This window comes from Gilliamella sp. M0364 (genome assembly GCF_016100565.1).
GTDB lineage: Bacteria > Pseudomonadota > Gammaproteobacteria > Enterobacterales > Orbaceae > Gilliamella > Gilliamella apis.
In genome coordinates this window covers 128,905-152,884 of record NZ_JACFSF010000003.1, presented here as the reverse complement: position 1 = coordinate 152,884, position 23,980 = coordinate 128,905, and the positions used below count along the sequence as shown (strand labels likewise).

Below are 23,980 nucleotides of genomic sequence, written 5' to 3'. Positions count from 1 at the left end.
TTAATATTCATTATTTTTAATATTTCATTGATATTTTTTAGGTATATTAGCTAACTGTTCATTTAGAGACCAACTATTTGGTTGGCACTTTTTACAATTCCATTTTGCCCCGCCATCTAACCATTTTTTTCTATAACTTTTAATTCCAATCAAAGTACAATCTTCATAACCAAATTCCACGCCACAACAATCACAAATATTATATGTTGGCGTTTGTTCATCAATTCCCCATTGAGGTTCATTTTGCTTAAGGCCGCAAACACGGCAGATATATGCTTCATTATTATTTTTGTGCATTAAAATACTCCAAATTAGTTTTATATCCATGTTCAGCCGGATTAGGCTTAAACATTGTTTTAGGCGTACCATCTGCATTTTTTACAGCAAAAATATTAGAGCTAGGATTGTAAAAAACTGTATCGCCATTTTTTCTAGTAATAACTAGCGTGCCAGCTGGTGGATTATTAACAAAATTATGTGTCGCATCTACATATTGTTTTGCATTTTGGAATTCTGGAAATTCTAACTTATGTTTATCCCAATGACTATAAGCATTTTCGACAGGATCTTTTTTATTGGTTTCTGTCCAAATTTGATCATCTTTTTGCTTTCCTGTACCAACAGTATCACTAGCTTTGTTATTCAAAGAATCAGTTGGTTTTTCCACTCCACTACCAGCTTTAATTTCGGGAATACTCCCTTTTACAGCAATATCATCAACCTTATTAACAATATTACCGGGTTTACCTATATTGGTATTTGGTTGCGTAAAATTTACTCCTCCATACAAACCAGCCAATGAAGATACAATTCCATGTGCAGCCATAACATATTTATATTGTTGAGCAACATCTTTTACATCTCTACCTGTCTCTTTTGCAATTGCTTCAATTGAAATTAAATGAATAATGCTGTTGGGATCTAAACCGACTAATGCTTCGTTAAGGTTTTTTGAGTCTTCTCTATATAAATCAGCATTTGTTAAACTTCTAGCAACCTCTTTTTCATATTCATTCTGCATTTCCCATGCTTCTTGCAGCAATCCTTTACAAGCTGAGCTTGAGATGTTACCCAATGAACAATTATCCTGTAAAATTTGATCTCGTTCTTTATCTAGTTTATTGAGATTTTCTAATTCTTTCTTTTCATCTTCTGTTAATTCCTCACCTAGATAGTTTGGCTTTATCCAAGTCAAATAAGCTTTTCGCTTAGCTTCATTTACACTCAAATAATTATTCTCAACCGCATTTTTACTGCTACGAATTGCTGTGCTAGCATCGCTAATATTACCACCGCCAGCGGCTATGGCAAGACCAGTAGCTAGTTGAGATAGTGCGCTGATGGTTTGTTTTTCTTCTTCGGTTAAATCTTTGACTTCTTTGCCATACAGTTGTTTGCGGATGATATCTGCCGCAACTTCACCGGCCACTGCACCCGCTCCACCAGATAATGCTGAGTTGCCTTGCAGTTCAGCCACTACCGCACCAAGTATTGCATGAGCAACTAACCTCGCGGTTTCGTTATCACCGGCTTGTATCTTTATCTGCTCCGCTAACCATGGCGCACTGGCGCCAGCAAGACCGCCGGTCATATCGCCGGTGATAATGCCGGTAATAATTGATACGGCTGAGTCAACACCTTTGCTAAAGTCATTGCCCATTTTGCCATCTTGGGAGTCTTTACCGGCATCTTTATGAATAGTGCGTTCGAGCTCTTTTACCTGCTCTCCTAACTCTTTTAAGCTAGTGACAATGTTTAATCTGGTCTGCTCATCCTCTTTATTAAAGATTGGTTTGAGTTTGCTATGGGCATTTTCGGTATCATGACTGAGTTAATTAATATCTTGTGTTTGCTTATCTGGGTCACGAATGATTAATTCACCGTCACTAATTGCCGCATGGGTAATATTCGAGGCTTCATCGTTGTGGTCATAAATGGTTGGTTGGCCACTGGTTGGTGATAGAACATTACTACCAACAACTACTCTAATAGATTGATTATTTTTTTAGATAATGGTTATTTTGAGTTGCTTTATTTAGGTTTATTTTGTAAAAACAATTGAGAAGTCTATACCATGATAGTTATTAGGACATTGATATAACCTGATTTTTTGCATTAATTGTGTCTATTTTTCAATTTATCGTCGCTCGGCTGGCAAAGTAAGTATAAAACCTTTATACTATGCGACAATTTTTAGTAATACTTGCTGTGTTGCTAAATCAACCCGTTCTTTAACATCATCAATTGGAAGAAAATTATGCATCCGATGCTGAATATTGCTATTCGTGCTGCTCGTAAAGCAGGTAATGTGGCCATTAAGGCTTATGAAAATCCAAGTTCAATCGAAATTGACACTAAAGGTGCTAACGATTTTGCTACTAACGCCGATCGTGCTGCTGAAGCTTTAATTATTGAAACAATCAAAAAAGCGTATCCTGATCATACGATTATTGCTGAAGAAAGCGGACTGGCTAAAGGTAATGATGCTGATACGCAATGGATTATCGACCCAATTGATGGTACCACCAATTTTATTAAGAATATTCCTCATTTTGCGGTTTCGATTGCCGCTCGAGTTAAAGGTAAAACGGAAGTTGCTGTCGTGTATAATCCGATGAGTAATGAACTCTTCACGGCTGCTCGCGGTAAAGGTGCGCAGTTAAATGGTTACCGTATTCGAGTAAGTAATGCGAAAGATTTAGAGGGTAGTGTGCTGGCAACAGCTTTTCCTTTTAAAGCTAAACAACACAGTAATTGTTATTTCGCGGTATTGCAAAAGTTATTTACTAAGTGTGGTGATTTTCGTCGTACAGGTTCAGCAGCATTAGATTTAGCTTATGTCGCATCAGGGCGCTTAGATGGCTTTTTTGAAATTGGCTTAAAACCATGGGATATTGCCGCAGGTGAATTGATTTTACGTGAAGCGGGTGGTGTGGTTACCGATTTTGCGGGCGGTAATAACTATATGGTTTCTGGTAACATAGTTGCAGGCAATCCAAGAATCGTTAAAGATCTGCTTGTTTCTACTCAAAACGATTGGCCAGAAAATTTGCGTAATTAGTTTTACTTTCTTTATCTAAATGCGGGGCTGTCTTATCCCTGCATTTTGTCTTTAATACCGTTTATCAAAAAAAATAAATTTGCTATTGGTTATTGTGGATCAGTTATTGCTGTCATGGAACAATTAACTTGTAAGCCTTGATTGTTTAAATAGTCACTACCCCAAGTATACATTGATTCGAGGACTGGTTTGATACTTTTGCCAAAGTTGGTTAAAGAATATTCTACTTTAGGTGGTACGACGGGATAAACGTGTCGATGAATTAGGCCATTTGCTTCAAGTTCACGTAGCTGTTGGGTTAACATTTTCGGGGTAGCGGTTGGAATTTCTTTCTGTAATTGCGAAAATCTCAAGGTGGTTTCGGTCATCAGTTTCCATAAAATGAGCGATTTATATTTACCACCAATCATATTAATTGTAGCATCAACTGGACAACAGGTGATAGGTTGATGTTCTTTTCCACAACAAGTGGTATTAATCGGATTATTTTTCACATTATTATCTCAATAGTATCTTTTTAGGTAGTATATATCAAAAAAGTGCATTCTTGTTAAAAGGATAATTAATATTACAATAGCTATATAAATCACATCAAAAACCAAGGGAAACATCAAATGAAAACCGTCGAATATAGTTTTTTTGTGGAAGAGATGAGTTGCGCATCATGCGTTAGTCGTGTTGAAAAAGCATTAAAAAAGATTGATGGCGTGATTGATGTTAGTGTTAACCTTGCGACAGAAAAGGCAACAGTTGAAGCCAATACGAATGTGCAATTAGAAACCTTAATGGCAGCAGTCGATAAAGCCGGTTACCACGCGGTAAAGATTAGTGAGGCGGAAATTCACGCCAAAGATATAAATAAGCAAGCGTCACTCTGGCCGATTATTATCTCGGTTATCTTAGCGATTCCTTTTGTATTGCCGATGTTACTTGAGCCATTTGGCATTCATTGGATGATGCCAGCTTGGTTGCAATTAGCGATTGCCTCGGTTGTGCAATTTGGGCTTGGTGCTAAATTTTATCGTAGTGGTTTTAATGCTGCTAAGGCGTTGTCCGGTAATATGGATCTGTTAGTGGCAATTGGTACCAGTGCAGCTTATGGATTGTCACTTTATCAGCTTATTATTGGTAATAACGATCATCTCTATTTCGAGTCATCGGTGGTTATTATTACGTTAATTTTGATTGGTAAATGGTTAGAGTCAAGAGCTAAACATCAAACGACCCAAGCGATTGAAGCACTTTCCGCGTTGCGCCCGGAAGTTGCATTAGTTCGACAAGGTGATCAAGAGGTAAGTTTGCCGATAAGTCAGGTTAAGGTCGATGATGTGGTTGTGATCAAACCTGGTGAACGAATTCCAGTAGATGGTGTGGTTATTGACGGCGCATCGAGTTGTGATGAATCGATGTTGACGGGGGAAAGTTTCCCGGTTAGTAAAACTCTCAATAGTGTGGTAACCGGTGGCACCATTAATGGTGAAGGATTATTGATAGTAAAAACAACAGCAGTACAAGCTGATTCTACGTTGTCGAAAATTATTGCTATGGTTGAGTCTGCTCAAGCGAAAAAAGCGCCAATTCAGCGTATTGTCGATCGGATTAGTGCTATTTTTGTTCCCGTGATTTTATTGATTGCGCTGATTACACTGCTTGCTTGGGGCGTTATTTCTCATGATTGGCAGCAAGCTTTACTACATGCGGTCGCCGTATTAGTGATTGCTTGCCCATGTGCATTGGGACTGGCGACACCAACCGCCATAATGGTTGGTACAGGTGTTGCTGCTCGCCATGGTATTTTGATTAAAGATGCCGAGGCGCTTGAAACCTTACATAACATTAATACGGTAGCATTTGATAAAACTGGCACATTAACCATTGGTAAACCAGAATTAGTTGAACTGGATGTAATGGGCACAGAAACTGCCGATCAAATTCTCGCACTAGCGGCATCAATGCAAGCTGGAAGTGAACATCCACTCGCTAAAGCAATTTTAGCGAAAGCTAAATCGTATAATTATGCGCAGAATATTACCTCGGTTGCAGGTTCAGGGGTAATGGCAACCATTGACAATCATGAATATTATTTAGGTAGTTTACGTTGGATGAAATCGTTAAATGCCTATTTTGTGGATATGCAGGATAAAATTAATGAGCTTACCCAAAAAGGCTATACAATCTCATTTTTAGCTAAACAGCAATCAGAAAATGGCGTTGTGATATTAGCCTTATTTGGTTTTGCCGATGTGATTAAATCGGAAGCGAAAAGCGCCATTAATGCATTACATCAACTCAACGTAAATACAGTTATGTTAACCGGTGATAATCAACAAGCGGCTAATTATGTAGCACAGCAATTAAATTTAGATAAAGTTATTGCTGAGGTTTTACCACAAGATAAAGCTAATTATATTTATCAATTACAAAAAGAGAGCCAAAACCTTAGCAATAGCAATCATAAAGTGGCAATGGTGGGTGACGGTATTAATGATGCTCCAGCTTTAGCTGCGGCTGATATTGGTATTGCCATGGGAACGGGGACAGATGTCGCTATGCATGCAGCAAGTATAACCTTGATGCGCGGCAATCTATTTTTAATTGCTGATGCCATTGATATCTCACGAAGAACCTACAATAAAATTAAACAAAATTTATTTTGGGCATTTTTCTACAATTTAATTGGCATTCCACTCGCTGCCTTCGGCTTCTTAAATCCAATGATAGCTGGCGCAGCTATGGCACTTAGCAGTGTAAGTGTGGTGACTAATGCTTTATTATTAAAACGGTGGCAAGCACGTTCTGGGTCAAAATAATTTATTTTGAACAAATACTTTATGGTAATAAATTAATTTTAGATCAAGTAATTAATGCAAATATTGTCCCAAATTAATCGATTTTGGATCCTTTTTATCGCTCGGATCTAATAAGGGTAATATCTATAGTAGATTAGTGGTGAATATAATATAAATCAGAATGAAACTAATTGAAAAAACGATTAATTGGATAAGTATAAATATTTCACTATGCAAAGATTCAAATATTTGATTGAAAAAGCACCATTTTATAGGGTGTTTTTTCAATCGGAATTTTCAGATAAATTAAAGCCAAAAACCGGCAAAATTTTCCTATCTGAATAGCATCATGCTAAACAATGATAAATAGCATCTCTAATTTTTATTGGATAGCGTCCCAACATTCCTTCAATTGCGGTATTAGTCAAAATGACTACAGCTAATTCTTGTTGAGGATCATAAAACCAATTATGACCATACACACCGCCCCATTGAATAGTTCCTTTACTCTGTGGTGTTTGCGCTAAGATCGGGTCATCAAGCACCGCACCACCATAACCGAATCCCCATCCTGGTCCTTTTGTACAATATTCACTACTTATATAACACTTCGCCATTTTATCCATTAGTTTATTGCTACTTAAATCATTATTTATTGAAGTTAGTGATAACAGAAATTGCATAAAATCAGGTGCAGTACCAACCATACCAGCCCCACCTGAATGGTAGGCTTTAGGATTAAATATGCGTTTAGGATCATAAGAAACAATCCCGTTATTCCATGATTCATCTAATTGCATAAAATAAGGGCTTGGCATAGGTAATGGTTCCGGTAAAGCATTATAATAGTGAGTAACTAATTGATTATTATCTGGTATGGTAAAGCCTGTATTTGCCATATTCAAAGGAATTGTTATGGTAGTTTTTATTATTTCTTCTAATGGTTGTTGAGTGACGGCAGTTAATACTCCACCTAGGACATCTAATGCCAATGAATAACACCAATTTGTTCCAGGTGCAAAAAGAAGAGGAGCTTTTGATAACCGATGAAGATTTTCATCTAAATCAGTTGCTATTTGATCAAAACCGTCTGAAATCTGTAATGTATTATAAATGCCTTCACCATGAGGTTCGCAAAAACGATATTTTAGTCCCGCACTATGGGTTAATAAGTGATGCAAAGTAATAACTGGTTGCTGGCCATTTTCTAGTGTTGGAGTGAAATAAGGTAGATAATCAGTAACAGGCGAATCCAATTTTAGTAGCCCTTTTTCTGCTAAACATAATGCGGCTGCACTAACTATCGGTTTGGTGACTGATGAAAGCAAAAATTGTGAGTCAACTTGCATGGTTGATTTTTGTTCTTTATCAGCATGGCCGGATGCTTGTTGATAGATTATTTGTCCCTCTTTAGCAACCATAACAACAGATCCAACTATATGTTTTTTATCTATCGCATATTGATTCACTTTATTGATTGCTTGTCCAACATTTGCAGAAAAACGATTAACTTTCATTTTTATCTTAACTCTTGATTGATTATTATTTCTCCTAATAGTATATGTTTTTTATAAGGTAATAAATATGCTAAATGAATTTATTTTGACGACGTTTAGTTGGCTTGCTATTAATGGGTATATTGATGTAACTTAAAATTATTTTTCTATTACCAGTTTGATTTAATTTGTTAGTATAAAGTGTATTCTGTTTAGCCATGAAGAACCACAGCCCTGTTATGTATAAGGTTGCTTAATTATATAATCTAATTCAGGTTAGTATGATTAGATTGAATTTGGTTTAGTGTCAATTAGACTCAAGCACATTTTTATTCTTATAATTTATTTTAGATTAAACCCAACTTGTGATCCCTTACCTTGTTCAGTAACAAATACCCCGACGGCAGTAATCAATTGTTCATTATAGTAAATTAATGGAATACGAGTGCGCTGCCAAGGTGGAATATGGTGTTCTTGCCATAATTTTTTTATTGATCGTGATCCTTGGCGCTGCACAATTTGAAATTGACCTTGGGCATGAAAACGCACCGAAACGGTTTCCTCTTTTTGTGGTAAACGACAGGTTAATTTGGTTTGATAATTGGACTGTAATATGCCTAAATTATCCGGCAAGGTTAGCGAGGTATTTAGATCCCAAGGCAAGATTTGCTGTTCAATATCTTGATATAAAGGTAATAAATAGAGTTGGTTTTGATAGCGGCGAATCTGTCGGTTATGTAAAATAAATTGTGGATTAGCATCTTCTTTCGCTTGAATAACGGTTTGCCAAATTAATGACAGTTGCTTTTGACTTGGCATGCCGATATGTTGTTCTTTAAACCACATCCGCAATATTGCATTACGTTTATAATCTGAATAATCACGTAGTGATTGAATATTAAGTTGTTTGGCATTGCCAGTAATTTGCTTAAATTCTGCCGATAAAAGCTCATGGATTAATGCTTCTTGCTGTTGACATAACTCGGCACTACGCGCCACCATTTGTGAAAAATGTGGCCAACGCTGATTAAGTGTTGGTAGTACCTTTAAACGTAAAAAATTACGATCATAATGGGCATCTTGATTACTTTCATCTTCTATCCAAGTTAATTGCTGTTGATTGGCATACTGTTCAATCTCTTGACGAGATATCGTGAGTAGCGGCCGAAGATGTTGGCCATTTTCAAGTGGCATAGCGGATAAGCCAGCAGGACCACTACCACGCTTTAACGCTAAGAAGAACGTTTCACATTGATCGTCAAGGTGCTGAGCAGTACATAACAACTCATCACTTTTTAAATGTCGATAAATAGCTTGATAGCGAGCTTCTCTGGCTTGTTCTTCAATATTGCCCGTCGCTCTATCAAGTTTGACTTTTTCAATAATCAAAGGAATTTGCCAAATATTGCATTGTTGCTGGCAATGTTCAGCCCAACTATCAGCGTTTTTGCTTAAACCATGGTGAATATAAATGGCTCTAAGTTGTAAATTTTGTGACTTTTGTCTCAAGTTGACTAATGCTTGCAGTAAAACAGTCGAATCGACACCACCACTAAAAGCAACCAGTAGCGATTGTCGACCGTTTAGATGTTGTAAAATTGTTTGTTCAATAATACTTTTAGTCTTAGCTTGATTTTGATGACTCATCGGTTATCCATTTATACTAAACTTTGTAATGCATTCACTTTGTTTTTATGTAATTTAATTCTATCTAAGCCAGCAGAAAGATCGGCGATTAAATCATCAGGATCTTCAAGACCAATATGTAATCGAATTAATGTACCAGTGAAATCAATGCCCGATACCGGACGTATTTTTGCCAGATCTTCTGGTTGGTTGGCTAAAATTAATGATTCAAATCCACCCCATGAATACGCCATTGAAAAGTGAGTCATATTATCCAAGAAATCAGATAGTTGCACATCGCTTAAATGATCTTTAAGTACAAACGAGAATAGACCACTAGCACCACTAAAATCACGTTTAAAAAACTCATGTCCCTTACAACTTGCCAAAGCCGGATGATTAACAGTTGCCACTTTAGGATGATTAGCTAACCAGTTTGCCACTTTTAAGCTACTTTCGTGATGTTGTTTTAATCTAACCGCTAAGGTTCGTAATCCACGAGCTGCCATATAGGCGGTATCGGCATCACACATTTGTCCCATTAGATAAGAACGTTCACGTAATTGATCCCAACATCGTTGATTAGCAACAGCAGTACCTAACATAGCATCAGAGTGACCAATTAAATACTTAGTACCTGCTTGAATGGAGATATCAACATCGTGATCTAATGCTTTGAATAAAACGCCAGCACTCCAAGTGTTGTCCATCATAATGACAATTTCCGGATTTACCTTGCGAATCGCTTTAACAATTGCGGGTACATCATGCAGTTCCATCGTGATTGAGCTTGGTGATTCAAGAAATACTACTTTGGTATTAGGTTTAATATGATTAGTAATATAGCGACCAATCAAGGGTGAAAAATAATCGGTTTCCACACCAAAATCTTTTAATATATGTTCGCAAAATTCTTGCGTTGGCTCGTAACTGGCTTCTGAAACCAAAATATGATCACCTGATTTGACAAAAGCTAAGATAGCATTCGCAATTGCCGCTGCACCACAAGGATAAAGATAACAACCTGCGCCACCTTCAATTTCGACCATGGCATCTTGTAAGGCAAAATGAGTCAAGGTACCGCGTCGACCATAAAATAGCGCTCCTTTAGTGCGATTTTCCATCGCGTCTTTTTTCGCTTCTAGTGAATCAAAAACAAGCGATGATGCTCTCTGAATAACGGAGTTAACAGCACCTTGGGTATAACGTTTTTTTCGACCAGCATGAACTAATTTTGTTTGTAATGACATGATGCATCCTTAGTGAACCGATAAATTTCGATAACAGTTAGCATAGCATGCTGTTAAAATAGTAAAAAATAATTTTTGTTTAAATTGGCTTACATAAAATGTTAATTGCTCAACTTGCTCATTTAGATACGGCAGAAGTGAACTATTCATTATTATCACCACAAATCATTAATGATGCTGAGTCATTAAGTGGTTCACGAAAAAAACAGTTTTTAGTTTGTCGTTCAATTTTAGCTAGTTTACTTAAACAGTATTGTCATATTGATAGTTTGCCACCCATCATTATTGGTGATAATAGCCGTCCTTGCTTTTTACAACATAACCTGCCTGATTTTAATATCAGTCATAGTAAAGATTGGGTGGCAGTTGCCATATCCTTAAATGGTAGGGTTGGGATTGATATTGAAGTTGCTAGGCAGCGTAAAAATTATCTGAATGTCGCCAAAAATTATTTTGCTAATGAAGAATATCAATGGATATTAAAACAATCGGATACTTTAGCGGCATTTTGGCAACTTTGGACATTAAAAGAATCTGCACTTAAATTATATGCGAAAGGTGTTTGGCAAATAAAATCGGTCAAAATAGATGTTGAAAAACAGATGATTAGTGCGCCATTTGGACAGGATTTTTATTATCAATATCAGCAAGTAGAAGCAGTTCATCTTGCCGTAAATCATAATAAACCTATTACAGATTTTATTTTGCAATCTTAATAGGATAATCATCTGCTACACCATGATGGTCGCAGCAGATTAATATTATTAATTTATTCTGCGCTGGAAGCAAGTAAACCAGACTCACTTAATGTTTTATTAAAATCTTTATCCATAAAGAATAAATCTCGTTTGTTTTCACCAACTAATTCCAGTTTATCAACAATGCTTTTAAAAAGTTTTTCTTCTTCATGTTGTTCAGCAACGTACCATTGTAAAAAGTGAAATGTTGAGAAATCTTTTTGGGTTAAAGCATAGTCAACAAGCTCATTTATCTCTTTGGTAATTTTAAGTTCATGTTGATATGCCGCTTTAAACACATCAAGCAGTGATTTATATTCTGATTCTGGTGCTTCTATTTTGCCAATAAGCGCTAATGCACCGCAATCTAACACATAATCAAATAAGCGTTCCATATGCTGGCGTTCTTCGCTAGCATGATCTCTTAAAAATTTTCCAAACGAAGGAAAATTTTGATCATCACACCATGCGCTCATTTGTAGGTAAAGGTTAGAAGAATAGAATTCTAGATTTAATTGGTCATTGAGTTTTTTGACCATTTGGTTGGTTAACATTTCATTTTCCTCACATTGCTTTTTTAGTATTTCACTTTTTATTGAGATAAAGTGATTATTGATAAGTGTATGATAGCTATTCATACACTTATAATAGTTAAATTAGATAAATATCTTGAAGGATCTTTCTATTGTTATCATCTAATTGATATTCTTGGTGTAACCAATTATCTATTGTGTTATAGCGTTTTTTAATCTCATCGATAGCAGCGGTTAAAAACTCTTGCTTAGCTGAAAAAATGATTTTTTGTTTTTCAAACTCTTCAGCTGATAATTTACTTTTATTTTGGCTAAGTACTGCTTGACGATAATCATTTAAATATTGTTCGGTAAGCAAATAATCTTGCATAATAACGTCTTCGCTGACACCTAATGCAAATAGGGTTAAGGCGACACCGACACCAGTTCTATCTTTACCTACTGCACAGTGCTGTACTAATGGTTTGCCATTCGCATTAAGTAATATTGATATTAATTTTTTATAAGCTGGATTATTAAATGGTAATAGCTGATAGAGTTTAATCATAAAATCCAAAGGCGAATATTTTTTAAGTACGAATATATCATCACTAACTAAGCTTGCCGTAATTTCATCACTTAATGGATTTGCTGGGATATTAAAATATTGGCTATTGTTCCAAAGATTATCAGGATTACGATCGATTTCAAGTTGATCACGATAATCTAATACATAATGTAAATTAAGCTCATCAGATAAGAACTTTTTTTCCTCATCACTAAGGCGAGAGAATTCACCTGAACGATACAACATTCCTGAACGAATTTGGCGACCATCACTGGTTTTAATGCCACCTAAGTCTCGAAAATTAATTCCATTTTGGATTGGTACAACTGATGTCATTATTGGTCCTTATTTCTGCTTAACTTTGCTTGCTATATTAACATGTTTCTGATTAGAATTGATTCATCGTTTTTGCATTATTATTGCTTGAGGAATCTATTATGTCGACTTTATCTATCTTATTATCGGAAAAACCTGCTCCATCAAAATGGGGTAAAGATGCTTTACTTAGTTTTTCTGATGATGCCATTACCATTCATTATCAACCTGACCATCGACATGGTGCTATTCAGCGAGCTGCTCGAAAACTAGATAATCAAGGTATTAAGTCAGTTAAACTTAGTGGTGATAATTGGGATTTAGAATCTTGTTGGCATTTTTGGCTCGGTTATCGTAATGCTAAGAATAATAATAAAGTAAGTTGGGCCAAACTTGATAGTCAAGATAAGCAAGAACTAAAACATCGTCTCGCAATTATTGATTGGTGTCGAGATATTGTTAATCAACAAGCTGAAACATTAAGCCCGTTAGAACTGGCAACGCAAAGTGCAAACTTAATTAGTAATTATTCCTCAGATATTACCTATAACATTACTTCAGGTGAAGCATTAAAAGAACAGGATTATATGGGCATTTACACGGTTGGCAAAGGATCAGAACGACCGGCAGCGTTGCTTGAGCTTGATTATAATCCGACTAACAACCCCAAAGCGCCAATTGTTGCTTGTTTAGTCGGTAAAGGTATCACTTTTGATTCTGGTGGTTATAGTTTAAAACCAAGCAGTTTTATGGAATCAATGCGATCGGATATGGGGGGCGCTGCATTAGTAACCGGAGCTATGGCACTTGCTATTGCCCGAGGAGCAAAACATCGTATTAAACTTTATCTATGTTGCGCTGATAACTTGGTGAGTGGTAAGGCATTTAAACTGGGTGATATTATCCGATATCGTAATGGTAAAACAGTTGAAGTGGATAATACCGATGCGGAAGGACGATTAGTTTTAGCTGACGGGTTAATTAGTGCTGACAGTGATAAGCCTCACTATATTATTGATTGCGCAACCCTTACTGGAGCAGCAAAAATTGCAGTAGGTAACGATTATCAATCTTTACTCTCATTTGATGACAAATTTGCTAATCAATTATTGGCAAGTAGCCAAGCGGAACATGAAGCTTTTTGGCGGTTACCATTAGCTGATTTTCATCGTAGCCAATTTCCATCATCGTTTGCGGATATGGCCAATTCTGGATTACCCAATACCGCTGGTGCCAGCACTGCCGCGGCATTTTTATCTCATTTTATTAAAAATTATAAACAAAATTGGCTACACATTGACTGTTCAGCGACATTCCGTAAAAGCGCAACCGCTTTATGGGCAACTGGTGCAACAGGTATCGGGGTAAGAACGCTAGCTAATTTGTTAACCGTATTAAAATGATTTGGAATAACTTTATGATTAATTGAATAGAATTTTAAAAATGTTTATCAATATGTAAGGAATATCATGAACATAAAAAAGTTACTATTAGTTATGCCCCTCTTATTTTCTTTTGCTACTTATGCGAGGGATTGTGCAACAGAATTTGAAAATGAAAATTATGAAAAAGCACTTGTTGAATGTACACAAGAAGCAGAAGAAAATGACAAAGTGGCACAATATAATCTAGCTCGTATGTATGATGATGGTGAAGGAATAGAACAAGATAAACAAAAGGCGGTGTATTGGTATACAAAAGCAGCGGAGCAAGGAGATTCTACCGCACAAAATGATTTAGCGGTTATATATTATGACGATGAAGGAATAGAGCAAGATAAACTTAAAGCAGCATATTGGTTTGAAAAAGCAGCAGAACAAAATCTCTCCAGTGCACAATATAATTTAGCAGTTATGTATGAGAAAGGTGAAGGTATAGAGCAGAATAAACAAAAGGCGGTATATTGGTATACAAAAGCAGCAGAGCAAGGTGACTCCAAAGCACAAAATAATTTAGCAGTTATGTATGATATAGGTGATGGCATAAAGCAGGATAAACTTAAAGCTTTCTTTTGGTATACAAAAGCAGCAGAGCAAGGTGTATCCATTGCACAATATAATTTAGCACTTATGCATGATAAAGGTGATGGTATAAAGCAGGATAAACAGAAGGCGGTATATTGGTATACAAAAGCAGCGGAGCAAGGTTATTCCTACGCACAATATAACTTAGGGCTTATGTATGATGACGATGAAGGTATAAAGCAAGATAAACATAAAGCTTTCTTTTGGTATACAAAAGCAGCAAAACAAGGTATATCCTACGCACAATATAATTTAGCACTTATGTATAATCAAGGTGATGGCATAAAACAGGATAAACAGAAGGCGGTATATTGGTATACAAAAGCAGCGGAGCAAGGTTACTCCAGCGCGCAATACAATTTAGCGCTTATGTATAAGTACGGTGATGGCATAAAGCAAAATAAATCTTTAGCTAAAAATTATTTAAAACAGTCTTGTAGCCAAGGTCATAAACTTGCTTGTGATGAATTAAAAATATAATCCTATGATTTAATAAAAAACCACCTTAAATCACTAAGGTGGTTTGCTTTAAGTGTTGATTAATTTTAGAAAAACCTATTATTTATCTTCAATCACAGTTGCTTTTTTAATATAGATTGGTTCAACAGGGACATTTTGATGTGGTCCCATGCGTTTGGTGGCTACGTTAACAATTTTATCAACGACATCCATTCCTTTAACGACTTTACCAAAAACAGCATAACCATATTTGTTTGGTGATTGGTAATAAAGGAAATCAATAATAATGGTTATCTTTGATATATACTTTATATATAATGAGCAAATGAAAAATAGCAGTGTCTACTTTAACATGTATAGGAAATACAATGACAAAACTAGTATCTTTCGGGTTATTAATTCTGTGTTCTTTTTCAAGTTATGCTGGCCAATGTAAAACAGAAATTGAACAAAGAAATTATCAAAAAGCCTTTATTGAATGTACGCAAGAAGCAGAACAAGGAGATGGGAATGCTCAAACTAATTTAGCGATGATGTATCATTTTGGAAGAGGCGTTGAACAAGATAAACAGAAAGCTATTTTTTGGTATACAAAAGCGGCAGAACAAGATTATTCTAATGCTCAGAATTCTTTGGCATTCATGTATGAAAAAGGTGAAGGAGTAGAACAAGATAAACAGAAAGCTATTTTTTGGTATACAAAAGCAGCGGAACAAGATCTGTATCGTTCACAATTTAATTTAGCGAATATATATTATCTAGGTGATGGTATAGAGCAAGATAACCAAAAGGCTGCATATTGGTTTACAAAAGCAGCAGAGCAAGGGCATTCTGGTGCGCAATATAATTTAGCAATTATGTATAGTAAAGGGGAAGGTCTAGAGCAAGATAACCAAAAATCGATATATTGGTACACAAAAGCGGCAGAACAAGGTTATCTTGATGCTCAATTCAATTTGGCTCTTAAATATCATATCGGTGATGGTATAGAGCAAGATAACCAAAAGGCTGCATATTGGTTTACAAAAGCAGCCGAGCAAGGTGATTCTAGCGCACAATATAATTTAGCGTTTATGTATAAAAAAGGTGAAGACGTAAGGAAAGATAAACAAATGGCGGTATATTGGTATACAAAAGCAGCCGAGCAAGGTTTATCAATCGCACAAAATGATTTAGCTGTTATGTATTATCAAGGTGAAGGTATAGAGCAAGACAAACTAAAGGCGGCATATTGGTTTACAAAAGCAGCAGAGCAAGGTTACGCCAGAGCGCAGTATAATTTAGCACTTATGTATAATGTCGGTGATGGGGTGGAGCAGAATAAATTTTTAGCCAAAGATTATTTTAATCGATCTTGTGATCAAGGATTTGAAAAAGCTTGTGGCGAATTAAAAAAAGAACTGAATTTTTGAAGAAAACCATCTTAAATGATTAAGATGGTTTTTAGGTATTCTGCGTTTTTAAGTAACTTATTGTTTATCTTCAATCACAGTTACTTTTTAATATAGATTGGTTCAACAGGGACATTTTGATATGGCCCCATGCGTTTAGTGGCTATGCTAACAATTTTATCAACGATATCAATTCCTTTAATGACTTTGCCAAAAACGGCATAGCCATATTTTCTGGTAATCAAGGAAATCAATAACAACAGCTGTTTTGGATACATATATTTATATATAATAAGTAAAATAAAAAATACTAATGTTTGTTTAACATGTATAGGAAATACAATGAAAAAAATATTATCATTTGGATTATTAACTCTATGTTCTTTCTCAATTTATGCAGGTGATTGTAAAGTAGAGGTTAAAAAAGAAAATTATGAGAAAGCATTTGTTGTGTGTACACAAGAAGCGGCGAAGGGTGACTCTGATGCACAATTTTATTTAGGATTTATGTTTGAGAAAGGTAAGGGTGTTAAAGAAGATAAACAAAAAGCTTTTGTATTTTATACAAAAAGTGCAGAGCAAGGAGAGGCCAGCGCCCAAAATAATTTAGCAGTTATGTATGATAAAGGTGATGGCGTAGAGCAAGATAAACAAAAGGCGGTATATTGGTATACAAAAGCAGCAGAACAAGGACATTTTGACGGACAAAATAATTTAGCCTTTATGTATGATAAAGGTGAAGGCGTAGAGCAAGATAAACAAAAGGCTGTATTTTGGTTTACAAAAGCAGCAGAACAAGGTAATTCGAACGCACAAAATAATTTGGCTTTCAAATATTATAAAGGTGAAGGCGTAGAACAAGATAAACCAAAGGCTGTATATTGGTTTACAAAAGCAGCGGAGCAAGGTGATTCGAATGGACAAGATAATCTAGGGGTTATGTATGATAACGGTGAAGGCATACAACAAGATAAAATAAAAGCTGTATATTGGTTTACGAAAGCAGCAGAACAAGGTTACTCAAGTGCACAATTCAATTTGGCTCTTAAATATTATAATGGGGAAGGTGTAGAACAAGATAAACAAAAAGCTGTATATTGGTATACAAAAGCAGCTGAGCAAGGACATTTTGACGGACAAAATAGTTTAGCAGTTATGTATGCGAAAGGTGAAGGCGTAGAGCAAGATAAACAAAAGGCTGTATTTTGGTTTACAAAAGCAGCGGAGCAAGGTTATGCTAGAGCACAATACCATTTAGGCATTATGTATGATAACGGTGAAGGTATAGAACATGATGGACAAAAGGCGGTATATTGGTATACAAAAGCAGCCGAACAAGGCAATATAAATGCACAAAATAATTTAGCAGTTATGTATGAAAACGGTGAAGGCGTAGAGCAAGATAAACAAAAAGCGGTATATTGGTATAAAAAAGCAGCGGAGCAAGGTGAACCTGTTGCTCAATATAATTTAGCGCTTAAGTATGATGAAGGTGATGGGATTAAGCAGAATAAATCTTTAGCCAAAGAGTTTTTTAAACAGTCTTGTGATCAAGGTTATGAATCAGCTTGTGATAAGTTAAAAAAATAATCCGATTATTTGATGAAAAACCACCTTAAATTATTAAGGTGGTTTATTTGAAGAGTTAATTAATTTTAGGGCCTATTGTTTATCTTCAATCACTGTTGCTTTTTTAATATAGATTGGTTCAACAGGAACATTTTGATGTGGTCCCATGCGTTTGGTGGCTACGTTAACAATTTTATCAACGACATCCATTCCTTTAACGACTTTACCAAAAACAGCATAACCATATTGGACTGGTGATTGGTAATTAAGAAAATCATTATTGACAACATTAATAAAAAATTGGCTAGTTGCGCTATCTACAGCATTCGTTCTTGCCATTGCGATAGTTCCGCGATCGTTTTTCAAGCCATTATTGGCTTCATTTTTAATTGGTTGTTGAGTTTCTTTGAATTTTAATTGATCATCAGCACCACCGCCTTGAATCATAAATCCAGGAATGACTCGATGGAAGGTTAAATTTTCATAAAAACCGTTATTGACATAATTAAGAAAATTTTTCGTGGTAATTGGTGCATGTTCGCTATCTAATTCAATTTCAATATCGCCCATACTGGTTTGTAATAATACTTTGCTATTAGCCAAAGCAACAGTTGAAACAAGGCTTAATAGTAATGATATAAGTAATAGTTTGATTTTTTTCATTTAACAAATCCTTACTCCAAAATAGTAGGCAAATTATACCGAATATTAGATGAATTGAAATGATTAATATGACTAAATAACTAAAATTTTGGGTAATAGCTTCCAGTATTGCGATTAATAAATAAAAAATATTCTTTATTTATTATAATTCATATTATTAGTGAGTTTATTTTCTATTTTATTTCCATTTTTAAGCTTATTTTGTAGATAAAAAACCCTGTTCCTCAAAATTTTTTGCTAAGCGATGAATCATTATGCGATGTATTTTATGTAATATGCCTTTAGTGTTGCCTCATCATGGGATTTGTAGTCAATGTGTTAAAAACTTACCAAAATTTAATAAGATTTGTTATCAATGTAGCCTTCCTCATTCATTATCAACCAAAATCTGCTATCGATGTCGTGATAAGCAGCCTTATTGGGATGAAATGGTTGCAGTAACAGAATATACGGCACCGTTAAAAAAATTAATCCAACATTTAAAATTTTATCGTAAAACTGAGTTAACTAATGCTTTGGCCAGGTTAATGTTTTTAGCTTGGTATCAACGACGGTTGAGTAGTGGTTTGGTTAAACCAGATATTGTAACTTGTGTTCCATTGCACCATTTTCGTTATTGGTCTAGAGGATTTAATCAAGCGGCATTATTAGCGAAACCGATAGCCAGATGGCTTAATTGTGATTTTCAACCTTATCTGTTATCACGAAAGTCAGTAGCACACGATCAAAAGTATCTATCGCTTAAGCAACGAATAACCAATGTTGAAACCTTATTTAGTTGCCGCGATGATTTAACCAATCAATCGATAATGCTTATTGATGATATTGTTACTACCGGCAATACCATAAATGCCATTAGCCAACAGTTAAAACAATGTGGGGCAAACTATATTCAGGTAGTTTGTTTATGTCGCACCATCTTGTAAAATCTAAAACACCCCCTATAATGACCAACAAGGTTAGTCAACTATTATCGATGATGTTAGTGATGATTAATGTCAATCGTGTCAAAGTGAGGGATTATGTCTATTATTACCATTTCTGAATCAGCGCAACAACATTTTAAAAAATTACTTGCTAATCAGCCTGATGGTACACAAATTCGGGTTTTTGTTATTAATCCTGGCACACCATCAGCAGAATGTGGGGTTTCATATTGCCCAGCAGATACTATAGAAGATAGCGATATAGAAGAACAACAACAAGCAGGTTTTGCTATTTATATTGATGAAATTAGCGCTCCTTTTTTAGAGGAAACGGTGATTGATTATGTAACAGATGAATTAGGTTCTCAATTAACTTTAAAAGCACCAAATTCAAAAATGAAAAAGGTTGCCGATGATGCACCGTTAATTGAACGCGTCAATTATGTTATTCAAGCACAGGTTAATCCGCAATTAGCTAGTCATGGTGGTCATGTGAGTTTGGTTGAATTAACCGATGATAATTATGCGATATTACAATTTGGCGGTGGTTGTAATGGTTGTTCGATGGTCGATTACACTTTAAAAGAGGGGATAGAAAAACAGCTACTTGCTGAATTCCCTGAACTGGCAGGCGTAAAAGATATTACCGAACATCAAGCTGGAACCCATTCATATTGTTAAAAAATTTTCGATTTACATCTTGCTTATTGCTGTGATTAAGTCATAATCTCATAATATTTGCCAATTCACATCATGATGGGGTTATATGAATCAAGTTAGTATTATTTCAGATCTTATCGTTTGGATTGAAAAAAATTTGGAGCAACCCTTATCTATTGATAATGTCGCCCAGAAATCAGGTTATTCGAAGTGGCATTTACAACGGATGTTTAAAGAAGTAACTGGTCAAGTACTTGGTACTTATATTCGTCACCGCAGATTAACTTATGCGGCATTATCTTTGCGCATGACAAGTAAACCTATTTTAGATATTGCTATGCAATATCGTTTTGATTCGCAGCAAACTTTTACTCGTTCTTTTAAAAAGCAATTTAATGAAACACCTGCAAGTTATCGTCGTGGTGAATTTTGGGATCCTACCGGGTTAACTCCTGCTATTGAATTAAATAAAAATCGACTTTCTTTACCTGAACCTAAATTTGTGAATATGCCGAAACAAACTTTTTGGGGAATCTCTTATAAAAATAATTGTAATTTGAGTCAAATTTTAGATGAAGAAAATAAATTAAGATCGCAGTTTTTTCAAAATTATTTATCCCATTATGCTCACAATAGTGACAGTTTACCGGATAAGATTTTTGCTTTTAGCCGCATTTTGAAAAGTAAAGATAATGCTAATGAACAAGAACTTTTATATACAATTGCTTTAGATCATAATAATAATCTTGAGCATATAGAACCAATTGTTAATGAAGGTGGTTTATATCTTTGTTTTAAATATATTGGTTCGCTAGAAAATTTCAGTGATTTTATTTCTCAAGTCCACTTAGCTGCAATGCCAGCATTAAAAGTTCGGTTACGCACCTCAAGTTGTTTAATTGAGATTCATCATAATCATCATGATGATACGATTAAATGTTTTAAAGATATCCATACTATGGAATGTGATTATTGTGTGCCTGTCGTTGCAGATGAAGAAGTCAATATCCAGTCAAACTTGTTATAGTCTACTTTAACAAGTTTTCATAAATATTGACTATTATTTTATTTATCTGATTTCAATAGAATATTTTCCAACCATAGTTTAAATTCAGGTGTTGCTTCTTTTAAACTATTCGATCCTCTGGTAACAGTGGCAATGCCAATTTTTAATTGTTCTTTAAGTTGGCGCTGATTTATTGAGCCATCCAGTAATGATCGGACAATTTTAACTCTTGTGATTAATGCATCCCGTTCATCAGCGGTCATCAGTAATTTCAATATATCTAATGAATAACCGCTATTAAATGCTTGGTGTAATATTTCAACCGTCTGGTTCCATTCTTTAGTTTTCATGTAATGCACCATTAATATTGTCTATTAAATTCGTTTGTTGTCAGTATATGAGGGTGTTGATTTCCTAAAATATATTGGTAAATATAATCATAAACTAATACACTTTTGACATAATTTCGAGTTTCATTAAAGGGAATACTTTCAATAAATGCGATAGCATCAAGTTTTCCATTACTATTATTCAACCATTTTTTTACTCGGCCAGGACCAGCATTATATGCCGCCGAGGATAAAATACGATTGTTATCATTTTGTAAATAAACACTATTTAAAAAATAAGTACCTAACTGTATATTCGTTGTCGGTTCAAACAGTTGGTTTGGTGAGTAATAGGTAATATTACTGACTTTTTTGGCTGTTTCCTTAGCTGTTGCAGGCATTAACTGCATTAAACCACTGGCTCCAACTGGAGATTGTATCGTGGTATCAAATGCACTTTCTTGCCGAGTTATTGCTAAAGCATAAGATAATGGAATCGCTTTATCTTTCAAGGCATCATTATATAAGTTTTTATACATGATAGGTAAGCGTTCAGTCCAATTATCCCATAATTTACCTGATATTGTTGCTTGAATACTTAGTTCTCCCCAACCTTTCTGATAAGCGTATTTAGCTAAATCTAAATATTCATTTTCTGCTGTTTGGTTTTTAAGTACATATCGCCATTCTTGTTTTGACTCCGCTAACATACCTAATAATCTTAATTCTTTAATTCTAATGGCAAATGGTTGCTGGTCATACTTGGCTTTAAGTGCATTGACTTCTGCAGTCGGGATCTTTTTCGATAAATTATTAATAATATATGGTTGATTAAGAGCTTGTGCACTTACCATGCCATAAAAACCACGTTTATTAGTTAAACTTTTTAAGATATGTTTTGCTTCGTTGGTTTTATTGTTATTGAGTAATACTCGAGCGTGCCAGTATTGCCACTCTTCTTTTAATTGATCTTCTGAAGTTAGTTGTTTTAGCCAATGTGCAATATCTTTGTAATTATTAGCATCAATAGCCATGCGAATACGTTTTTCAACTAAAGTTGAGTCGTGACTTTTGCTAATATAATTATCTCGCCATTTGATCTGTTCTGGGGTTGCTGAATCACTAAAATAACTATTGGCTAAGCTTTGTTGTAATTTAATTTGCTCATCATCAGTGAAATTCTGTTTTTTTATTAGTTGTGGTAATAATACCGCAGCCATTTTTTTGTCAGCTTTAACTAACCGAGGATAAGATGCTAAAACAATTTTTTGGGTGAAGGTACTCGTTTTAATATTTTTTGAAAAATCTTCAATTTTTCGAGGATTATCAAAAATAGCTAATAAATGATTTTTGGTTGTTTGATAGTTATCATCTAGTAAGTTGGTTAAATGGCGAGCTAATTTTAAATTGTTGTTTTCTAAAGCTAGTTCTATGCGTAATAAAATAATATTTGCTGTGCGTTTACCACTTTTTGACCATGCATCTAATAAAGGATCACAAGCCGAAGGCAATTCTTTACCTGTTAACCATAGCGATTCAACATTATCGAATACCGCTTTATCTTGATGTTGTTGTAATTTTGCATACTGATATCGGCAATTAGAGGCAATGGAATTATCTATAGGAAAGGTGATAATTGCATTCCAGTCTTGACGGTTAGCCAGCTCAGTTATATAAGCCTGAGTTAATGACGATGTTAATGGGAAATCATGATATTTTTTTGCAAAATCACTCACAGCTTGTGTTGATACTGTTTTAATGTTGTTTTGAAAAAATTGCACAGCAGCATAAGGGTATAGTGGATAGTTTTTTAATTGTTTTAGTAATGTCTGTTGTTCATCAAAAGTTAATGATTGATAAGTGTTTTGCCACTTTTGGTAATTTTGTCGCAAATCATTCAAAGTAGGCTCCGCAAACACACTTTTAGCCCAAAGTATGCTTAATATTAAACACCAGCGTATTACTAAATTCATTCTTAAACTCCTGTATCAAATTAGTTTATTAGATTAGCATATTCCCGTATATTTCGTCGATGAAGAACTGATAACTTAATTCCCACTAAAATAGTCAACTAAATACTTGACTAAAAGTAATGGATATATAAAATATTTACTATTAAATATAGGGGAATGATTAATGAAATTGACATCAAAAGGGCGATATGCAGTGACAGCTATGTTAGATGTAGCACTGCATTCAGAATCAGGCCCTGTATCACTTGCTGATATTTCAGAACGTCAGGAAATCTCACTATCTTATTTAGAACAACTGTTTTCACGATTGCGTAAAAATGGTTTAGTTTCAAGTGTTAGAGGTCCTGGTGGTGGTTATGTACTCGGCCGTAGTATGGAGCAAATTGCGATTAGCTCAATTGTAAAAGCTGTTGATGAAACTGTTCATGCGACTAAATGCCACGGTAATACCGGATGTCAAAATGGTGTAAGATGCCTTACCCATAGTTTATGGAATGACTTGAGTGAGCGAATCAATGATTTTTTGACCAGCATTACTTTAAGCGAATTGGTTAATAATCAAGAAGTGAAAGCCGTCTTTAATCGACAAAGTCATCTTCATCAAAACAGAATTAATTAAAAATACA

Annotated in this window: 22 protein-coding genes and 2 pseudogenes; 11 read left to right on the top strand and 13 right to left on the bottom strand. The window is 35.0% G+C overall.

Features of this window, described 5'->3' with window-relative positions; translation table 11 throughout:
• Positions 1 to 24 precede the first annotated feature (24 nt).
• Both H3U96_RS06140 and H3U96_RS06135 read right to left on the bottom strand, forming a co-directional pair.
• On the bottom strand, positions 25 to 297 hold the full coding sequence (locus tag H3U96_RS06140; protein ID WP_198195950.1) for a hypothetical protein: 273 nt from the start codon (positions 295 to 297) through the stop codon (positions 25 to 27).
• The gene (locus H3U96_RS06135; protein WP_198195948.1) at positions 284 to 1,660 is read right to left on the bottom strand and encodes a VENN motif pre-toxin domain-containing protein; all 1,377 of its coding nucleotides are present in this window, start codon (positions 1,658 to 1,660) and stop codon (positions 284 to 286) included. Before H3U96_RS06135 ends, H3U96_RS06140 begins: the two co-directional genes overlap by 14 nt.
• Positions 1,661 to 2,257: 597 nt before the next feature.
• Between H3U96_RS06135 and suhB the strand changes: the two genes are divergently transcribed.
• On the top strand, positions 2,258 to 3,061 hold the full coding sequence (suhB, locus tag H3U96_RS06130; RefSeq protein WP_065577905.1) for an inositol-1-monophosphatase: 804 nt from the start codon (positions 2,258 to 2,260) through the stop codon (positions 3,059 to 3,061).
• A gap of 89 nt (positions 3,062 to 3,150) precedes the next feature.
• Here the strand turns inward: suhB and H3U96_RS06125 are convergent, their stop codons facing one another.
• A complete protein-coding gene (locus H3U96_RS06125) occupies positions 3,151 to 3,471 on the bottom strand; it encodes a helix-turn-helix domain-containing protein (protein WP_086321243.1) in 321 nt (106 codons plus the stop codon).
• A gap of 204 nt (positions 3,472 to 3,675) precedes the next feature.
• Here H3U96_RS06125 and H3U96_RS06120 point away from each other — a divergent pair, with 204 nt between their 5' ends.
• On the top strand, positions 3,676 to 5,871 hold the full coding sequence (locus tag H3U96_RS06120; protein ID WP_198195945.1) for a cation-translocating P-type ATPase: 2,196 nt from the start codon (positions 3,676 to 3,678) through the stop codon (positions 5,869 to 5,871).
• Between the two features lie 326 nt (positions 5,872 to 6,197).
• Here H3U96_RS06120 and H3U96_RS06115 read toward each other — a convergent pair whose 3' ends face one another.
• The 3 genes from H3U96_RS06115 to metC form a co-directional block, all read right to left on the bottom strand.
• On the bottom strand, positions 6,198 to 7,367 hold the full coding sequence (locus H3U96_RS06115) for a serine hydrolase (RefSeq protein ID WP_065577903.1): 1,170 nt from the start codon (positions 7,365 to 7,367) through the stop codon (positions 6,198 to 6,200).
• A 321-nt stretch (positions 7,368 to 7,688) separates the two neighbouring features.
• Positions 7,689 to 8,993, bottom strand: a complete 1,305-nt coding sequence (tilS, locus tag H3U96_RS06110; RefSeq protein ID WP_198195943.1) for a tRNA lysidine(34) synthetase TilS — start codon at positions 8,991 to 8,993, stop codon at positions 7,689 to 7,691.
• Positions 8,994 to 9,004: 11 nt separating this feature from the next.
• On the bottom strand, positions 9,005 to 10,222 hold the full coding sequence (gene metC / locus H3U96_RS06105) for a cystathionine beta-lyase (RefSeq protein WP_198195935.1): 1,218 nt from the start codon (positions 10,220 to 10,222) through the stop codon (positions 9,005 to 9,007).
• A gap of 98 nt (positions 10,223 to 10,320) precedes the next feature.
• Between metC and H3U96_RS06100 the strand changes: the two genes are divergently transcribed.
• Positions 10,321 to 10,938: a 4'-phosphopantetheinyl transferase superfamily protein gene (locus H3U96_RS06100; RefSeq protein WP_198195933.1), complete on the top strand. Its 618-nt coding sequence runs from the start codon at positions 10,321 to 10,323 to the stop codon at positions 10,936 to 10,938.
• A 53-nt stretch (positions 10,939 to 10,991) separates the two neighbouring features.
• Here the strand turns inward: H3U96_RS06100 and ftnA are convergent, their stop codons facing one another.
• Together ftnA and H3U96_RS06090 are read right to left on the bottom strand one after the other, a co-directional pair.
• Positions 10,992 to 11,513 carry a non-heme ferritin gene (gene ftnA, locus H3U96_RS06095; RefSeq protein WP_086362683.1) on the bottom strand — a complete coding sequence of 174 codons (522 nt, stop codon included), beginning with the start codon at positions 11,511 to 11,513 and terminating at the stop codon, positions 10,992 to 10,994.
• 97 nt (positions 11,514 to 11,610) lie between these two features.
• The gene (locus H3U96_RS06090; protein ID WP_198195931.1) at positions 11,611 to 12,375 is read right to left on the bottom strand and encodes a tyrosine-protein phosphatase; all 765 of its coding nucleotides are present in this window, start codon (positions 12,373 to 12,375) and stop codon (positions 11,611 to 11,613) included.
• 101 nt (positions 12,376 to 12,476) lie between these two features.
• Here H3U96_RS06090 and pepB point away from each other — a divergent pair, with 101 nt between their 5' ends.
• A complete protein-coding gene (pepB, locus tag H3U96_RS06085; protein WP_086362681.1) occupies positions 12,477 to 13,757 on the top strand; it encodes an aminopeptidase PepB in 1,281 nt (426 codons plus the stop codon).
• A gap of 66 nt (positions 13,758 to 13,823) precedes the next feature.
• Positions 13,824 to 14,858: an SEL1-like repeat protein gene (locus H3U96_RS06080; RefSeq protein ID WP_198195929.1), complete on the top strand. Its 1,035-nt coding sequence runs from the start codon at positions 13,824 to 13,826 to the stop codon at positions 14,856 to 14,858.
• Between the two features lie 78 nt (positions 14,859 to 14,936).
• Here H3U96_RS06080 and H3U96_RS11400 read toward each other — a convergent pair.
• Positions 14,937 to 15,086 (bottom strand): annotated as a pseudogene (locus H3U96_RS11400) (peptidylprolyl isomerase); the annotation flags it as partial.
• Positions 15,087 to 15,205: 119 nt separating this feature from the next.
• On the opposite strand from H3U96_RS11400, the gene H3U96_RS06070 reads away from it, so the two are divergent.
• Positions 15,206 to 16,249 carry an SEL1-like repeat protein gene (locus H3U96_RS06070; protein ID WP_198195925.1) on the top strand — a complete coding sequence of 348 codons (1,044 nt, stop codon included), beginning with the start codon at positions 15,206 to 15,208 and terminating at the stop codon, positions 16,247 to 16,249.
• An 80-nt stretch (positions 16,250 to 16,329) separates the two neighbouring features.
• On the opposite strand, the pseudogene H3U96_RS06065 reads toward H3U96_RS06070, so the two are convergent.
• A pseudogene (locus H3U96_RS06065) lies at positions 16,330 to 16,464 on the bottom strand (peptidylprolyl isomerase); the annotation flags it as partial.
• 106 nt (positions 16,465 to 16,570) lie between these two features.
• Between H3U96_RS06065 and H3U96_RS06060 the strand changes: the two are divergent.
• Positions 16,571 to 17,818: an SEL1-like repeat protein gene (locus tag H3U96_RS06060; RefSeq protein WP_198192299.1), complete on the top strand. Its 1,248-nt coding sequence runs from the start codon at positions 16,571 to 16,573 to the stop codon at positions 17,816 to 17,818.
• 72 nt (positions 17,819 to 17,890) lie between these two features.
• Here the strand turns inward: H3U96_RS06060 and H3U96_RS06055 are convergent, their stop codons facing one another.
• On the bottom strand, positions 17,891 to 18,460 hold the full coding sequence (locus H3U96_RS06055; RefSeq protein WP_198192300.1) for a peptidylprolyl isomerase: 570 nt from the start codon (positions 18,458 to 18,460) through the stop codon (positions 17,891 to 17,893).
• Between the two features lie 254 nt (positions 18,461 to 18,714).
• Here H3U96_RS06055 and H3U96_RS06050 point away from each other — a divergent pair, with 254 nt between their 5' ends.
• From H3U96_RS06050 to robA, 3 genes are all read left to right on the top strand, one after another.
• Positions 18,715 to 19,386: a phosphoribosyltransferase family protein gene (locus H3U96_RS06050; protein WP_086361422.1), complete on the top strand. Its 672-nt coding sequence runs from the start codon at positions 18,715 to 18,717 to the stop codon at positions 19,384 to 19,386.
• 102 nt (positions 19,387 to 19,488) lie between these two features.
• Positions 19,489 to 20,067, top strand: a complete 579-nt coding sequence (gene nfuA, locus H3U96_RS06045; RefSeq protein WP_034901535.1) for a Fe-S biogenesis protein NfuA — start codon at positions 19,489 to 19,491, stop codon at positions 20,065 to 20,067.
• Between the two features lie 85 nt (positions 20,068 to 20,152).
• Positions 20,153 to 21,073: an MDR efflux pump AcrAB transcriptional activator RobA gene (gene robA / locus H3U96_RS06040; protein ID WP_065614722.1), complete on the top strand. Its 921-nt coding sequence runs from the start codon at positions 20,153 to 20,155 to the stop codon at positions 21,071 to 21,073.
• 38 nt (positions 21,074 to 21,111) lie between these two features.
• Here robA and trpR read toward each other — a convergent pair whose 3' ends face one another.
• Positions 21,112 to 21,402, bottom strand: coding sequence for a trp operon repressor (gene trpR / locus H3U96_RS06035; protein WP_208595802.1), 291 nt, complete (start codon positions 21,400 to 21,402; stop codon positions 21,112 to 21,114).
• An 11-nt stretch (positions 21,403 to 21,413) separates the two neighbouring features.
• Positions 21,414 to 23,354, bottom strand: coding sequence for a murein transglycosylase (gene sltY / locus H3U96_RS06030; RefSeq protein WP_198195921.1), 1,941 nt, complete (start codon positions 23,352 to 23,354; stop codon positions 21,414 to 21,416).
• Between the two features lie 163 nt (positions 23,355 to 23,517).
• Here sltY and iscR point away from each other — a divergent pair, with 163 nt between their 5' ends.
• A complete protein-coding gene (gene iscR, locus H3U96_RS06025) occupies positions 23,518 to 23,973 on the top strand; it encodes a Fe-S cluster assembly transcriptional regulator IscR (protein ID WP_034902406.1) in 456 nt (151 codons plus the stop codon).
• The last annotated feature ends 7 nt before the right edge of the window (positions 23,974 to 23,980 follow it).

What these genes read in the sequence shown, in the direction of transcription:
- H3U96_RS06055 (WP_198192300.1), bottom strand. Translation starts at nt 18,460, where the DNA reads ATGAAAAAAATCAAACTATTACTTATATCATTACTATTAAGCCTTGTT.
- trpR (WP_208595802.1), bottom strand. Translation starts at nt 21,402, where the DNA reads ATGAAAACTAAAGAATGGAACCAGACGGTTGAAATATTACACCAAGCA.
- H3U96_RS06115 (WP_065577903.1), bottom strand. Translation starts at nt 7,367, where the DNA reads ATGAAAGTTAATCGTTTTTCTGCAAATGTTGGACAAGCAATCAATAAA.
- H3U96_RS06090 (WP_198195931.1), bottom strand. Translation starts at nt 12,375, where the DNA reads ATGACATCAGTTGTACCAATCCAAAATGGAATTAATTTTCGAGACTTA.
- H3U96_RS06120 (WP_198195945.1), top strand. Translation starts at nt 3,676, where the DNA reads ATGAAAACCGTCGAATATAGTTTTTTTGTGGAAGAGATGAGTTGCGCA.
- suhB (WP_065577905.1), top strand. Translation starts at nt 2,258, where the DNA reads ATGCATCCGATGCTGAATATTGCTATTCGTGCTGCTCGTAAAGCAGGT.
- H3U96_RS06125 (WP_086321243.1), bottom strand. Translation starts at nt 3,471, where the DNA reads ATGATTGGTGGTAAATATAAATCGCTCATTTTATGGAAACTGATGACC.
- H3U96_RS06135 (WP_198195948.1), bottom strand. Translation starts at nt 1,660, where the DNA reads ATGGGCAATGACTTTAGCAAAGGTGTTGACTCAGCCGTATCAATTATT.
- tilS (WP_198195943.1), bottom strand. Translation starts at nt 8,993, where the DNA reads ATGAGTCATCAAAATCAAGCTAAGACTAAAAGTATTATTGAACAAACA.
- iscR (WP_034902406.1), top strand. Translation starts at nt 23,518, where the DNA reads ATGAAATTGACATCAAAAGGGCGATATGCAGTGACAGCTATGTTAGAT.
- H3U96_RS06070 (WP_198195925.1), top strand. Translation starts at nt 15,206, where the DNA reads ATGACAAAACTAGTATCTTTCGGGTTATTAATTCTGTGTTCTTTTTCA.
- H3U96_RS06100 (WP_198195933.1), top strand. Translation starts at nt 10,321, where the DNA reads ATGTTAATTGCTCAACTTGCTCATTTAGATACGGCAGAAGTGAACTAT.
- ftnA (WP_086362683.1), bottom strand. Translation starts at nt 11,513, where the DNA reads ATGTTAACCAACCAAATGGTCAAAAAACTCAATGACCAATTAAATCTA.
- robA (WP_065614722.1), top strand. Translation starts at nt 20,153, where the DNA reads ATGAATCAAGTTAGTATTATTTCAGATCTTATCGTTTGGATTGAAAAA.
- H3U96_RS06140 (WP_198195950.1), bottom strand. Translation starts at nt 297, where the DNA reads ATGCACAAAAATAATAATGAAGCATATATCTGCCGTGTTTGCGGCCTT.
- metC (WP_198195935.1), bottom strand. Translation starts at nt 10,222, where the DNA reads ATGTCATTACAAACAAAATTAGTTCATGCTGGTCGAAAAAAACGTTAT.
- H3U96_RS06060 (WP_198192299.1), top strand. Translation starts at nt 16,571, where the DNA reads ATGAAAAAAATATTATCATTTGGATTATTAACTCTATGTTCTTTCTCA.
- H3U96_RS06080 (WP_198195929.1), top strand. Translation starts at nt 13,824, where the DNA reads ATGAACATAAAAAAGTTACTATTAGTTATGCCCCTCTTATTTTCTTTT.
- H3U96_RS06050 (WP_086361422.1), top strand. Translation starts at nt 18,715, where the DNA reads ATGCGATGTATTTTATGTAATATGCCTTTAGTGTTGCCTCATCATGGG.
- sltY (WP_198195921.1), bottom strand. Translation starts at nt 23,354, where the DNA reads ATGAATTTAGTAATACGCTGGTGTTTAATATTAAGCATACTTTGGGCT.
- pepB (WP_086362681.1), top strand. Translation starts at nt 12,477, where the DNA reads ATGTCGACTTTATCTATCTTATTATCGGAAAAACCTGCTCCATCAAAA.